The sequence below is a fragment of the Pararhodobacter zhoushanensis genome, from assembly GCF_003990445.1.
In the GTDB taxonomy this organism is placed as follows: Bacteria; Pseudomonadota; Alphaproteobacteria; order Rhodobacterales; family Rhodobacteraceae; genus Pararhodobacter; species Pararhodobacter zhoushanensis.
Genome location: NZ_REEZ01000006.1, coordinates 162,013 through 174,475 on the forward strand (window position 1 = coordinate 162,013; position 12,463 = coordinate 174,475).

14 protein-coding genes are annotated in these 12,463 nt (G+C 64.8%); 10 read left to right on the forward strand and 4 right to left on the reverse strand.

Annotation, left to right across the window (positions count from 1 at the left end; all coding sequences use genetic code 11):
* Positions 1–81: 81 nt before the first annotated feature.
* Positions 82–915, forward strand: coding sequence for an MBL fold metallo-hydrolase (locus EAE28_RS14865; protein WP_127107629.1), 834 nt, complete (start codon positions 82–84; stop codon positions 913–915).
* Positions 916–1,006: 91 nt separating this feature from the next.
* Here EAE28_RS14865 and hemE read toward each other — a convergent pair whose 3' ends face one another.
* Positions 1,007–2,047: a uroporphyrinogen decarboxylase gene (hemE, locus tag EAE28_RS14870; RefSeq protein WP_127107630.1), complete on the reverse strand. Its 1,041-nt coding sequence runs from the start codon at positions 2,045–2,047 to the stop codon at positions 1,007–1,009.
* Between the two features lie 203 nt (positions 2,048–2,250).
* Here hemE and dusA point away from each other — a divergent pair, with 203 nt between their 5' ends.
* From dusA to lipA, 6 genes are all read left to right on the forward strand, one after another.
* On the forward strand, positions 2,251–3,237 hold the full coding sequence (gene dusA, locus EAE28_RS14875; RefSeq protein WP_281279601.1) for a tRNA dihydrouridine(20/20a) synthase DusA: 987 nt from the start codon (positions 2,251–2,253) through the stop codon (positions 3,235–3,237).
* A complete protein-coding gene (locus tag EAE28_RS14880) occupies positions 3,234–4,613 on the forward strand; it encodes a DUF2927 domain-containing protein (RefSeq protein ID WP_127107634.1) in 1,380 nt (459 codons plus the stop codon). Before dusA ends, EAE28_RS14880 begins: the two co-directional genes overlap by 4 nt.
* Positions 4,614–4,633: 20 nt before the next feature.
* Positions 4,634–4,798: a hypothetical protein gene (locus tag EAE28_RS23790; protein ID WP_164736643.1), complete on the forward strand. Its 165-nt coding sequence runs from the start codon at positions 4,634–4,636 to the stop codon at positions 4,796–4,798.
* The gene (locus tag EAE28_RS14885; protein ID WP_127107636.1) at positions 4,798–5,982 is read left to right on the forward strand and encodes a vWA domain-containing protein; all 1,185 of its coding nucleotides are present in this window, start codon (positions 4,798–4,800) and stop codon (positions 5,980–5,982) included. Before EAE28_RS23790 ends, EAE28_RS14885 begins: the two co-directional genes overlap by 1 nt.
* A gap of 199 nt (positions 5,983–6,181) precedes the next feature.
* Positions 6,182–6,730 carry a peroxiredoxin gene (locus EAE28_RS14890; protein ID WP_127107638.1) on the forward strand — a complete coding sequence of 183 codons (549 nt, stop codon included), beginning with the start codon at positions 6,182–6,184 and terminating at the stop codon, positions 6,728–6,730.
* A gap of 134 nt (positions 6,731–6,864) precedes the next feature.
* A complete protein-coding gene (gene lipA / locus EAE28_RS14895; protein WP_127107640.1) occupies positions 6,865–7,818 on the forward strand; it encodes a lipoyl synthase in 954 nt (317 codons plus the stop codon).
* Between the two features lie 31 nt (positions 7,819–7,849).
* On the opposite strand, the gene EAE28_RS14900 is transcribed toward lipA, so the two are convergent.
* Positions 7,850–8,368, reverse strand: coding sequence for a MarR family winged helix-turn-helix transcriptional regulator (locus tag EAE28_RS14900; RefSeq protein WP_127107642.1), 519 nt, complete (start codon positions 8,366–8,368; stop codon positions 7,850–7,852).
* A 214-nt stretch (positions 8,369–8,582) separates the two neighbouring features.
* Between EAE28_RS14900 and EAE28_RS14905 the strand changes: the two genes are divergently transcribed.
* Positions 8,583–9,047, forward strand: a complete 465-nt coding sequence (locus EAE28_RS14905; protein WP_127107644.1) for a hypothetical protein — start codon at positions 8,583–8,585, stop codon at positions 9,045–9,047.
* 247 nt (positions 9,048–9,294) lie between these two features.
* Positions 9,295–10,257 carry a hypothetical protein gene (locus EAE28_RS14910; protein WP_127107646.1) on the forward strand — a complete coding sequence of 321 codons (963 nt, stop codon included), beginning with the start codon at positions 9,295–9,297 and terminating at the stop codon, positions 10,255–10,257.
* Between the two features lie 90 nt (positions 10,258–10,347).
* On the opposite strand, the gene EAE28_RS14915 is transcribed toward EAE28_RS14910, so the two are convergent.
* Together EAE28_RS14915 and EAE28_RS14920 are read right to left on the reverse strand one after the other, a co-directional pair.
* A complete protein-coding gene (locus tag EAE28_RS14915) occupies positions 10,348–10,599 on the reverse strand; it encodes an FAD assembly factor SdhE (RefSeq protein ID WP_127107808.1) in 252 nt (83 codons plus the stop codon).
* A 25-nt stretch (positions 10,600–10,624) separates the two neighbouring features.
* On the reverse strand, positions 10,625–11,020 hold the full coding sequence (locus EAE28_RS14920) for a helix-turn-helix domain-containing protein (RefSeq protein WP_342773107.1): 396 nt from the start codon (positions 11,018–11,020) through the stop codon (positions 10,625–10,627).
* A 118-nt stretch (positions 11,021–11,138) separates the two neighbouring features.
* Here EAE28_RS14920 and EAE28_RS14925 point away from each other — a divergent pair, with 118 nt between their 5' ends.
* Entirely contained in the window at positions 11,139–12,341 is a 1,203-nt protein-coding gene (locus tag EAE28_RS14925) for a pyridoxal phosphate-dependent aminotransferase (RefSeq protein ID WP_127107650.1), read from the forward strand.
* Positions 12,342–12,463 lie beyond the last annotated feature (122 nt).

Sequence of the window (12,463 nt, forward strand, 5' to 3'; positions counted from 1 at the left end):
GTCCGGCCCGGACATGGTGGGACATGGTTGCCCGAAGGACACGACGTGCTAGCTTTGCGCGATCCAAGAGGGAGGACCCATATGACCCGCATCGCGACCCGCGCCATCGGTGACGCTACCGTCACCATCCTGACCGACGGCGGCACGGAATTCGGCGCCGAGATGTTTCCGAGCACGCCGGAAGCCCACATCACCAAGCTGCTTGCGACGCATGACGCAACCAAAGCCGCGACCAATTTCAACGCGGTCCTGATCCGCAACGGCGGGCGCACGGTGCTGTGCGACGCCGGGCCGCGCGACCTGTTCGGCCCGACCTGCGGGTTCCTGCCGCAGGCGATGGAGGAAGCCGGCGTCGGCGCCGCCGGGATCGACACGCTGTTTGCCACGCACCTGCATCCCGACCACATCGCCGGGATGATCACCGCCGAGGGCGCGGCGGTGTTCGGGCAGGCCGAACTGGTGGTGACGCGCGACGAGGTCAACTTCTGGTCGGACGAGGCGCTGACCGACTCGCTGCCCGAGCCCCTGCCCGGCTGGGCCGGACTGGCCCGCGCGGTTCTGGCCGCCTACAACGACCGGCTGCGGATCATCGAGGCAAACGGCGAGATCGCGCCGGGCCTGACGGCGATGGCGCTGCCCGGTCACACGCCGGGGCACGGTGGCTGGCGGCTGTCGAGCGGGGCGGGCCATCTGATCCATGGCGGCGACATCATCCACGCGCCAGAGCTACAGGCGGCGGACCCCAACATCGCCATTGTCTTCGACATCGACGCCGACACCGCCCGTGCCACGCGCAAGCGGTTGCTTGATGAGCTGGCAACGGATGGCGTGCTGTTCACCGGCGGGCATTTCCTGCACCCGGCGTTTCATATCGCGGTGCGGGATGGCGAAGGATATCGTCTGGAGCGGCCCTGAAAGCGGGGGGCTGCGCGCCCCCCGCACCCCTGCGCCAAAGGGGGGCACGCCCCCCTTTGGAAACCCCGTGGATATTTAGGGACAGAAAATGTCAGGAGCGGATGGCGTCGATCATCCGTTGCACATTGTCAGGGTCGGCATCGGGCGTGATGCCGTGGCCGAGATTGAAGATATGCGGGCCCTTTGAGAAGGCTTTGACGATACGCTTGGTCTCGCTGACCAGCGCCTCGCCGCCGGTAACCATGTGGCTGGAGGCAAGGTTGCCCTGCACGCAGCCATCGGGCTGGACATGCTGCGCCGCCCAGTCGGCGCTGACCGAGTTGTCGAGGGCGACGCAATCGGCACCGGTGGCTTTGGCGAAGCCGATATAGCGCGCGCCTGCCTCACGCGGGAAGGCGATGATCGGCGTATCGGGGTGGCGTGCCTTGAGGGCGGCGATGATCCGCGCGGTGGGCTTGAGGGCGAAATCGTCGAAATCGGCGCCTTTCAGGCTGCCCGCCCAGCTGTCGAAGAGTTTGACCACCTCGGCCCCGGCCTCGATCTGGGCGGAAAGGTATTCGACCGTGGCGTCGCTCAGCGTGTCAATAAGTGCGGCAAACCCGGCCCGGTCACGGGCGATGAACGCATGGGCCGGGGCCTGATCCTTGGTGCCACGACCGGCGACCATATAGGTAGCGACGGTCCAGGGCGCGCCGGCGAAGCCGATCAGCGTAGTCTCGCGCGGCAGGGCGCGGCTGAGCAGGCGCACCGTCGCATAGATCGGCGAGAGGGTCTCGTGGATGTCGGCCACCGGGCGCAGGGCGGCGACCTGCGCGGCATCGGTGACGGTGTGCATGCGCGGGCCTTCGCCCTCGGCGAACCACAGTTTGAGCCCCAAAGCCTGCGCAATCAGCAAGATGTCGGCAAAGAGGATGGCAGCGTCAAAGCCATAGCGGCGGATCGGCTGCAGGGTGACCTCGGCCGCCAGCTCGGGGTTGTAGCACAGCGACAGAAAGTCGCCGGCCTGCGCGCGGGTGGCGCGGTATTCGGGCAGGTAGCGCCCCGCCTGCCGCATCATCCAGACGGGTGGAATGGCCTGAACCTCGCCGGCCAGAGCGCGCAGGATGGTCTTTTGGGGGGCGGATTGGGTCACGGCGGCGTCCTTTTTCAGCTGCGAGACTCGATGCGGTGCGGGGCCCGGGATGTCAAGAACTGCCGCCGTGGCAGGCCGTCACACCCCGGCCCGATCACGCGCCGCTCACGGATGCGCGATCCTTCGCGCGCCTCGCCCGCGCTTTATGGACGCTTGAGCGCCCCTCGTTTATAGTCACACGCATCCTTAGGACGAGACCCCGCGTGAACACGACCCCGCCCGACTGGCGCCTTTCGGTGGCGCCGATGCTTGATTGGACGGACTCGTCCTGCCGCCAGTTCCACAGGCTGCTGTCGCGGCATGCGCTGCTGTACACGGAAATGGTAACCTCGGCAGCGCTGGTGCGCGGCGGGGCACGGCATTTGCTGCGCTTCGATCCTTGCGAGCATCCGGTCGCCCTGCAGCTGGGCGGGTCTGATCCGGTCGAGCTGGCGCAGGCGGCGCGGATGGGCGCGGATGAGGGCTACCGTGAGATTAACCTTAACGTCGGCTGCCCCTCGGACCGGGTGCAATCCGGATGCTTTGGCGCGGTGCTGATGAAGACGCCGCTGCTGGTGGGCGAGTGTCTGGCGGCGATGAAAGCCGCCTGTGACGCGGAAATCACCGTGAAATGCCGCATCGGCGTGGACGATCAGGACGCCGAACAGGCGTTGCCCGCGTTTCTGGAAGCGACGCGGGATGCCGGGATCACCCGGGTGATCGTGCATGCGCGCAAGGCATGGCTCAAGGGCCTGTCGCCCAAAGAGAATCGCGAGGTGCCGCCGCTGGACTATGATCTGGTCGCGCGGATGCTGACCGCCTTCCCCGACCTGACCATCAGCTTGAACGGCGGCGTCGGAACGCTGGACGAGGCCGAAGCGCTGCTCGACCGCGGGTTCCACGGTGTGATGATCGGGCGCGCAGCCTATCACCGCCCGGCCGAGATCCTCGCCGCTGCCGATCGCCGCCTGTATGGCGCGACGCGGCCCGATGCGCTGGCCGAGGACATCGCCCGCCAGGTCGAGCCGATCATCGCCGCGCATCTGGAACGCGGCGGGCGGCTGATCGGCATCACGCGGCATTTGTTGGGCCTTTTCGCCGGACAACCCGGCGCGCGGCACTGGCGACGGGCTTTGTCCGAGCTACCTAACGGCACGTTGAGCGATTACCGCGCGGTCGTCGCAGGGTTGAATGAAAGGCGGGCGGCATGAAGTCGCATCTTCTGGCGCTGTCGCTGGTGGCTCTGGCCGCCTGCACGCCGACGAGCGAGGTTGCGCGTCTGCAGGCTGTGCCGCCCGCGACCACGGCGCTGGCGGTCTATCGCCCCGGTGCCGCGCACCCCCTGCCCCCGCGTCGCCCCAACGCCGAAATGGCGCGCGATTTCATCGAGTTGGGCTTTGCGATGGAGAGCGGGCGGGCGATCCCGGCGTTCTCGCGCTTTGAGGGGCCGGTGACGATCGTCACGCGCGGCGCGGTGCCCGCGACGGCGATCGCCGATCTGGACCACCTGATTGCGCGCCTGCAGGGCGAGGCTGGCATCGACGTCAGCCGCGCGGCTGAGGCCGCTGACGGTGCGAACCTGATCACCGTCGAATTCCTGCCGCGCCGCCAGATGCAGGCCGTGGTTCCCGCCGCCGCCTGCTTTGTGGTGCCCAATGTCTCGACATGGCAGGATTTTGTCGCCAACCGGCGCAGCGCTGCGATCGACTGGACGCGGGTCGTCACGCGCACGCGCGCGGCGGTGTTCATTCCCGATGACACCACCCCGCAAGAGATCCGCGATTGTCTGCACGAAGAAATCGGGCAGGCTTTCGGGCCGCTCAACGACCTGTTTCGGCTGTCGGACAGCATCTTCAACGACGACAATTTCCAGACCACGCTGACCGGCTTCGACATGCTGCTGCTGCGCGTCTGGTACGCGCCTGAACTTCAGCCGGGCATGACCCGCGATCAGGTCGCCGCGCGCCTGCCGACGCTGTTCAATCGCCTGAACCCCGCCGGGCGCGGCAGCGCCGGGGCCGTCGCCGGGATTACGCCGCGTGCCTGGCAGCTGGCGGTGGAACAGGCACTGTCGTCGGACGGCGGGCTGGGCCAGCGCCGCGCGGGCGCCGAACGCGCGCTGGAGATGGCGCGCGCGCAGGGCTGGACCGATGCACGCTATGCGCTCAGCCTGATGCTGAACGCCCGTCTTGCCCCCCGCACGCAGGGCGAAAGCGCGCTCGACTCGCTGCTGGATGCCGCCTCGATCTACCGCCGTTCGCCGGGCGGAGAAGTCCACGCCGCCCATATCGACATGCATCTGGCGGTGCAGGCGCTGGCCACCGGCCAAACGCAGCTGGCCCTGGATCTGACCGCGCAGGCGATGCCGCTGGCCGAGCGGACCGAGAACGCCGCCTTCCTTGCCTCACTCGGATTTATCCGGGCTGAGGCGCTGGCGCAGGCCGGGCGCGAGAATGAGGCTGAGCGCCTGAGGCTCGACTCGATGCCCGCCGCGCGCTATGGCTTCGGCTCCGAGGACGCGGCGCGCGCCCGGATGGAAGAAATCGCCCGGATCGGCGGCGCGGCCCAGCGGCTCGCGCGCCTGTAGGGCAGGACGCAGGGGCAATCATGGTCATTCTCGCAGGGATTCTGCTGGGCGCAGTCTGGGGCGGGTTTTATGCCCGCCGCAAAGGCGGTTCCGGCCCGGACATGGCGCAATACGCCGGAGTCTGGGGCATCATCGGTGGACTGCTGTTTACCTTCATCGCCGTGGGCCTCGACAGGTTTATCTGATGTTCCTGCCCTTCCTCGAACAGCTCCGCCAGCACAGCGTCCCGGTGACGCTGCGCGAATACCTCGGGTTCCTTGAGGCGCTCAAGGTCGGGCTGGCGCAGTTCGACGCGGAAGGGTTCTACTATCTCGCCCGCACCACGATGGTGAAGGACGAAAAGCACATCGACCGCTTTGACCGTGCCTTTGCGGCGACGTTCAAAGGGCTTGAGTCGATCACGCCCGAGTCGATGCTTCAAGCCATCGACCTGCCCGCCGACTGGCTGGAAAAGCTGGCCGAAAAGCACCTGACCGAAGAGCAGCGCGCCGAGATTGAGGCGATGGGCGGCTTTGACAAGCTCATGGAGACGCTGAAAAAGCGGCTTGAAGAGCAAAAAGAACGCCATCAGGGTGGGTCGAAATGGATCGGCACGGCCGGCACCTCGCCCTTCGGGGCCTATGGCTATAACCCCGAAGGCGTGCGCATCGGCCAGAAAGAGGGCCGCCATGGCCGCGCCGTCAAGGTCTGGGACAAGCGCGAGTTCAAGAACCTCGACGATTCGGTGGAATTGGGCACCCGCAACATCAAGGTGGCGCTCAAACGGCTGCGCCGCTGGGCGCGGGACGGCGCGCATGAAGAGCTGGATCTGGACGGCACGATCCGCGCCACCGCCGAACAGGGCTGGCTGGACGTCAAAACCCGGCCTGAGCGGCGCAACGCGGTCAAGGTGCTGCTGTTCTTTGACGTTGGCGGCTCGATGGACCCCTATGTCAAGGTGATGGAGGAGCTGTTCAGCGCCGCGCGGGTCGAGTTCAAGCATCTCGAACACTTCTACTTCCACAATTGCCTTTATGAATTCCTGTGGAAGGACAACGCCCGCCGCTGGAACGCCCGCACCCCCACCTGGGAAGTGCTGCGCACCTATGGCGCTGATTACAAATGCATTTTCGTCGGCGATGCGAACATGTCGCCCTATGAGGTCGCGCATGCGGGCGGAGCGAATGAGCATTGGAACGACGAAAGCGGCGCAACCTGGCTGAGCCGCGCGCGCGAACACTGGCCGCAGAACCTGTGGATCAATCCGACGCCCAAGCAATACTGGCACCACTCGCATTCGATCCGCATGATCAACGAGATCTTCGAGGAACGCATGGTGCCGATGTCGCTGGAAGGGCTGACCGAAGGTATGAAAATGCTGGGCAGATAAGCCCGGCCCGGCCCGGGCTGCCGATTTCGCTGGCAGCGCACTGGGACCAAGCGCCGCAGCGCGGCAATCGGCCAATTTGCGGTTGCATCATCACTTGGAATGATTCTAGACCGTGGCCAAGGACGCGACTCGCCAGCCGCCCTTGCGGGCCCTCGCCAATCGCGCCGCGTCCGAGACATGTCTCAAGGATATCAAGATCATGAAAACCGGCTATCGCCTTCCCGAGGTGACCTTCCACACCCGTGTCCGCGACGAGAGCGTCGGCGGCCCGAACCCGTTTCGCTGGCAAGACCTGACCACCGCCGACTATTTTGCCGGCAAGCGCGTGGTGCTGTTCTCGCTGCCCGGCGCCTTCACGCCGACCTGCTCGACCTACCAGCTGCCCGGCTTTGAGAACGGCTTTGCCGATTTCGCCGCCGAAGGTATCGACGCGATCTACTGCATGTCGGTTAACGACAGCTTCGTGATGAACAAATGGGCGCTGGATCAGGGCCTCAAGAACGTCAGCGTGATCCCTGACGGCTCGGGTGAATTCACCCGCCGCATGGGCATGCTGGTGCGCAAGGACAACCTGGGCTTCGGCCTGCGCTCGTGGCGCTATGCCGCGATCATCAACGACGGTTTGATCGAAGCGTGGTTCGAAGAGCCGGGCCTGTGCGACAACCACGGCGAAGACCCCTATGGCGTCTCGTCGCCCGAGACGGTGCTGAACTGGCTGAAAGAAGCCAACGCCGAAAAAGCGGCCTGAGTTTTGAGGGCTGGCCTTGCGGGGCCAGCCCTTTTGCCATGCAGTTGATGCATGGCGCCAAGGCGCAGCAATTGTTGCCTTTGCGGGGGCCTCGGCCTATGTAAAAGGGACCGAAACGCCTGGGGAGGAACCCGATGCGCGATCTCAAGCTGCCCGACCAGCGCCACCCGGAAAAGGCGCATCGTCCTGACAATGCGCAGCCGAAAAAGCCGTCGTGGATTCGCGTCAAGGCACCGGGCGGTGAGGGCTACAACCAGACCCGCCAGATCATCCGCGAGCACAAGCTGAGCACCGTCTGCGAAGAGGCGGGTTGCCCCAATGTCGGCGAATGCTGGAGCCAGGGCCACGCGACCATGATGATCATGGGCGAGGTCTGCACCCGCGCCTGCACCTTCTGCAACATCGCCACCGGCAAACCGCCCGAGGCGCTGGATGCCTTTGAGCCGGGCCGCGTTGCCGATGCGGTCAAGAAGCTGGGGCTGAACCATGTGGTGATCACCTCGGTCGACCGCGACGATATCGAGGATGGCGGCGCCGAGCATTTCGCCCAGACCATCCGCGCGATCCGCCGTCAGGCGCCCGGCACCACGATCGAGATCCTCACCCCGGACTTCATCCGCTGCGACCCTGCGGTGCTGGAGATCGTGGTCAAGGCAAAGCCCGACGTCTTTAACCACAACCTCGAAACCGTGCCGGGCCTTTACCCAGAGGTCCGCCCCGGCGCGCGCTATTTCCATTCGCTGCGGCTGTTGCAGCGGGTCAAGGAAATGGATCCGAGCATCTTTACGAAATCCGGCATCATGGTCGGTCTGGGTGAGAACCGGCAGGCGGTCCTGCAGGTGATGGAAGACATGCGCGCCGCCGACATCGATTTTCTGACGATCGGCCAGTATTTGCAACCGACGCCCAAGCACCATGCCGTCGACCGCTTTGTCACGCCCGAGGAATTCGCCAGCTACGAAAAATCGGCCTATGGCAAGGGCTTCCTGATGGTTTCGGCCACACCGCTGACCCGCTCGTCCTATCATGCGGGCGATGATTTCGCCCGGCTGCGGGACGCACGTCAGGCCAGGCTCGCGCGCGGCTGACGCGCGTGAGGTTGCAGCGCGTGAGGCGGCGTCAGTAAATATAGCGGATCTGATCGGTCCAGTAGCGCTCCATCCGTTTGAGCGTGGCGTTGATACCGTCGAGATCGGCATCGCTAATCACCGCCTTGCGTAACAACCCGTCGGCATGCCGCGCAAAGAGATCCGACACCACGGCGCGAACGTCATGCCCTTGCGGCGTCAACCGGACCCGGACGCTGCGCCGATCAATCGCGCAGCGAGCGTGGTGCATATAGCCGTTTTCCACCAGTTTCTTGAGATTATACGACACGTTCGAGCCCTGATAATACCCGCGCGTTTTCAGCTCCCCCGCTGTCACCTCATTATCGCCGATGTTGAACAACAACAGTGCCTGCACGGCGTTGATATCCAGAATGGCGAGCCGTTCAAATTCATCCTTGATGACATCCAGAAGCAGCCGGTGCAGCCGTTCGACCAGCGAAAGGCTGTCCAGATACCGGGCCAACAGATCGGCGTTGGCGCCTGCATCACCGCGGGCTGCGGGGGTTCTGACGGGGCTGTGAAAGCTCATGCGTGACCTCGGCAATCAATTCCGGCCTTTAGCATGCAATGCAAAAAGCAAAGACGAGGTTAAGCTGCGGGATATTTTCTGCAGACACTGACACCTGTTTCACCAATTCACGCCGTCTCCTGAATTTTTCACAAAAAAGTCAGACGCTTGAAACCGCATTGACCGATTTATAGGGGTATGGTCTCTGTCGCCCTGTTCCTAAAGGAGTTTTCCCATGAACGCGTTTTCCAAAGCGGCAGTGGCCGGTCTTTTCGCCCTTATTGCTCCCGCCGCGGCCTCGGCTGCCTGCCCGACTTACGCCCAACACGGCGCGCCGCTCTCCTACACCGCTGAAACGGTCTGGACCCCGCAATCCACGACCGTCATCGCGGGCGGGGACCAGGATCTGAGCACCTGCGCCGAAGTTCCCGGCGCTGGCTATGTGATCGAGAACCCGGACTTCACCCTGACCTATGATGCCCTCAACATGGGCCGTGCGCTGGAATTCCGTGTCACCGGCTCGTGCGACACCGTGCTTTTGGTGAACAGCGCCACGGGCGAGTGGCTGTTCAATGATGACACCAACGAGATGCACCCGGTCGTGCGCCTCAACAACGCGCCCAGCGGTCAATATGACCTGTGGGTCGGCACTTATGGCCCGGAAACCTGCGAAGCAACGCTGACCGTCGAATCGTTCTGATCCGACGTCACGGCTGAGACAGAGGGCGGCGCCACAACGGGTGCCGCTCGCGATCGCCCCCGAACTACCGCCTGGATGCGCGTTCGATTTGGAGCGCGCCGCCAGGCACCCGACCGACACGATGATCGGCGGCAATTTATTACAAGACTGTCACCAAAAGCTGAGAGTTCGGCGCACTTCTAGGCTCTTGACTGACATCTCATATCGTTCCACGCTCGCGCCGCATCTTATTTTCAAGGAGGATTCCATGACGTTTTTCACCCATTTCAAAACCGGTTTTCTGATTGCCGCCACCGGGGCCGCCGTCAGCGTTGCCGCCTCGGGTTCGGCGATGGCGCAAAGCTGCCCGGACTGGCAGCTGGGCGGCGTTCCGATCACCACCGACGCCGAGACGGCCTGGGCACCGCAACAATACGCGATGTTCGCCGGCGGTGGCGTCGATCTCAGCCAGTGCTCGGCGTTTCAGGCCTATGGCCGCGTGACCGCCCAGCCGTCTTTCAGCATCAGCTATGATGCCCGCTCGATGGGCCGCGATCTGGAATTCCGCGTGCAGTCCGAATGCGACACGACGCTGCTGATCAATGATTCCACCGCCCAGTGGCATTACAACGACGACGAAGACGGCACCCTGTCGCCGCGCCTGCGTCTGTCCGCCGCCGCGACCGGTCGCTATGACGTCTGGGTCGGCACCTACGGCGAGCAGGCCTGTCAGGCCACGCTGGTTCTGGAAACCTTCCCGCCCTCAGGCGGCATGCCCACCACGCCGACCCAGCCAGCAACGCCGGTCTGCCCCGATTGGCAGCTGGGTGGTGCAGAAGTGAACCTGACTGCCGGTAGTTCGGACACCCGTTCGGTCGTCGCCGGTGGCTCGATCAACCTGCGCGAAAGCCAGTGCAACGTGCCGGGCGGTGGCTATGTCGCTCAGGCCCCCGACTTCACGCTGTACTATGACCCGCAAGGCACGGATGCCACGCTCAACGTCAGTGTTGACGGCACCTGCGACACCACGCTGCTGATCAACGACCAGTCGGCGCAGTGGCTGTTTGACGACGACACCAACGCCCTGCAACCGGCGCTGTCGATCGCCAGCGCCCCGGCTGGCCGCTATGACATCTGGGTTGGCACCTATGGTGCGTCGACCTGCCAGTCGAACATCTCGTTCTCGGCTGCTGCGCCGACGCCGGTGCAACCGACCTCGCCCAGCAAGTAAGCACGGCGGATCAGCCCCAAAGGAAAGGCCGGGTCATCTGACCCGGCCTTTTCCATTCAGCCCCGTAAGGCTCGTGCACCGTGGTGCCGCTCAGCGCTCCAGCCGGGCCGCAGCATGCACCGCGATCCGGTCGAGCAGCCCCGCATAGGCCCCCGGCCCCACCGGTTGAGCATTGCCCTTGCCGATCCGGGCGGTGACCCACTGATAGAGGTCGTGGTCATTCTCGCCCAGAAGCGCCTCATAGACGTCCAGCGCCTCGTCATCCAGCGTAACCGCCTGTTCATCCGCCCAGGGGCCAAGGATGAGGTCCATCTCCTTGATCCCGCGCCGCCAGGATCGCATCTTCAGGCGCTTCAGCCGGTTTTCGTCACTCACGCGTCACCTCATTGGACATCTGCAACCGCAGCGCTTTCTCCAGCCGCCCCAGCCGCTCGCTCATGTTGAGCATCTCGGCCCGCAGGCTGCGGATCTCGACCAGCGCGGGCTTCAGTGCCGCGTCGCCCGCCTCTTCGCTGGCCGGAGGCGTGACGTCATCGCCCTCGCCCGTCAAGAGCCATCGCAGCGACACGCCCAACATGGCGGCCAGCATCTGCAAGCGGTTGGCACGCGGCTCGGACACGTCGTTCTCCCAGTCGCGCAACGTCTTGGCGCGCACGCCCAGGCGTTGGGCCAATTGGGTCTGTGTCATGGAAGCGGCTTCGCGCGCGGCGGCCAGCCGGTCGCCCAAAGTTGCGTGATCGTCGGTGAACCAGGTATCGCTCATCGTCATCTCCTCTGTCTGGGGGGCGCTGCAATGCGGCACCGAGCGCCGCTTCGCCCTTGAACGGGATCGCGGCGCACCCTATGACATGGCTCCGGGAAACACAAACCGGAGGCCCCTGATGCCGTTCCTTTCCGACACCCTTTCGCGCGTCAAACCCTCGGCGACTATCGCCGTCACCAACATGGCCGCCGAAATGAAGGCCGCGGGCAAGGACGTGATCGGCCTCGGCGCTGGCGAGCCCGACTTCGACACGCCCCAGAACATCAAGGACGCGGCAAAGGCGGCGATTGATGCGGGCAAGACGAAATACACCGCCGTGGACGGCATTCCCGAGCTGAAAAAGGCGATCTGCGCCAAATTCGCCCGCGAGAACGGCCTGACCTACGCGCCCAATCAGATCACCGTCGGCACCGGCGGCAAGCAGACGCTCTACAACGCGCTGATGGCCACCTGTAACCCGGGCGACGAGGTGATCATCCCTGCGCCCTATTGGGTGAGCTATCCCGACATGGTGCTGCTGGCAGGCGGCACGCCGGTGGCCGTGCCCGCCGGGATCGAGACCAATTTCAAACTGACGCCCGCAGCACTTGAGGCGGCGATCACGCCCAAAACGAAGTGGTTCATCTTCAACTCGCCGTCCAACCCGACCGGCGCGGGCTATACCCGTGACGAACTCAAGGGGCTGACCGACGTGCTGATGCGCCACCCGCATGTCTGGGTGATGGCCGATGACATGTACGAACACCTCGTGTTCGACGATTTCGAATTCACCTCGCCCGCGCAGGTCGAGCCGGGCCTCTACGACCGCACGCTGACCTGCAACGGCGTCTCCAAGGCCTATGCGATGACCGGCTGGCGGATCGGCTATGCCGCAGGCCCGGTGGCGCTGATCAAGGCGATGGCGACGCTGCAATCGCAGTCGACCTCGAACCCCTCGTCGATCTCGCAATACGCCGCGCTTGAGGCGCTGAATGGCCCGCAGGACTTCCTCGTCCCGTTCCGCGAGGCCTTCCAGCGCCGCCGCAACCTCGTGGTCGACATGCTGAATGCTGCCCCCGGCATCACCTGCCCCAAGCCCGAGGGGGCCTTCTACGTCTACCCCGACATCTCGGGCTGCATCGGCAAGACCTCGGCCGGCGGCACGCTGATCGAGAATGACGAGATCTTCGCCAAGACGCTGCTGCAGGAAACCGGCGTCGCGGTGGTCTTCGGCGCGGCCTTCGGCCTCAGCCCCAACTTCCGCGTCAGCTATGCGACCTCCGACGAAGCCCTGACCGAAGCCTGCACCCGCATCCAGTCCTTCTGCAACGGCCTGAAATAGCACACCGCGCGACTCAACCCAAACACAAGCCCAAACGCCCGCCCCCTCCGGCGGGCGTCTTTCGTTTCGCCCCCCTTCATCTTGCCCTAAATACGCCCCCTTCCCCTCACCTTGTCCCAAAT

What these genes read in the sequence shown, in the direction of transcription:
- EAE28_RS14865 (WP_127107629.1), top strand. Translation starts at nt 82, where the DNA reads ATGACCCGCATCGCGACCCGCGCCATCGGTGACGCTACCGTCACCATC.
- EAE28_RS14880 (WP_127107634.1), top strand. Translation starts at nt 3,234, where the DNA reads ATGAAGTCGCATCTTCTGGCGCTGTCGCTGGTGGCTCTGGCCGCCTGC.
- EAE28_RS23790 (WP_164736643.1), top strand. Translation starts at nt 4,634, where the DNA reads ATGGTCATTCTCGCAGGGATTCTGCTGGGCGCAGTCTGGGGCGGGTTT.
- EAE28_RS14885 (WP_127107636.1), top strand. Translation starts at nt 4,798, where the DNA reads ATGTTCCTGCCCTTCCTCGAACAGCTCCGCCAGCACAGCGTCCCGGTG.
- EAE28_RS14890 (WP_127107638.1), top strand. Translation starts at nt 6,182, where the DNA reads ATGAAAACCGGCTATCGCCTTCCCGAGGTGACCTTCCACACCCGTGTC.
- lipA (WP_127107640.1), top strand. Translation starts at nt 6,865, where the DNA reads ATGCGCGATCTCAAGCTGCCCGACCAGCGCCACCCGGAAAAGGCGCAT.
- EAE28_RS14900 (WP_127107642.1), bottom strand. Translation starts at nt 8,368, where the DNA reads ATGAGCTTTCACAGCCCCGTCAGAACCCCCGCAGCCCGCGGTGATGCA.
- EAE28_RS14905 (WP_127107644.1), top strand. Translation starts at nt 8,583, where the DNA reads ATGAACGCGTTTTCCAAAGCGGCAGTGGCCGGTCTTTTCGCCCTTATT.
- EAE28_RS14910 (WP_127107646.1), top strand. Translation starts at nt 9,295, where the DNA reads ATGACGTTTTTCACCCATTTCAAAACCGGTTTTCTGATTGCCGCCACC.
- EAE28_RS14915 (WP_127107808.1), bottom strand. Translation starts at nt 10,599, where the DNA reads ATGCGATCCTGGCGGCGCGGGATCAAGGAGATGGACCTCATCCTTGGC.
- EAE28_RS14920 (WP_342773107.1), bottom strand. Translation starts at nt 11,020, where the DNA reads ATGAGCGATACCTGGTTCACCGACGATCACGCAACTTTGGGCGACCGG.
- EAE28_RS14925 (WP_127107650.1), top strand. Translation starts at nt 11,139, where the DNA reads ATGCCGTTCCTTTCCGACACCCTTTCGCGCGTCAAACCCTCGGCGACT.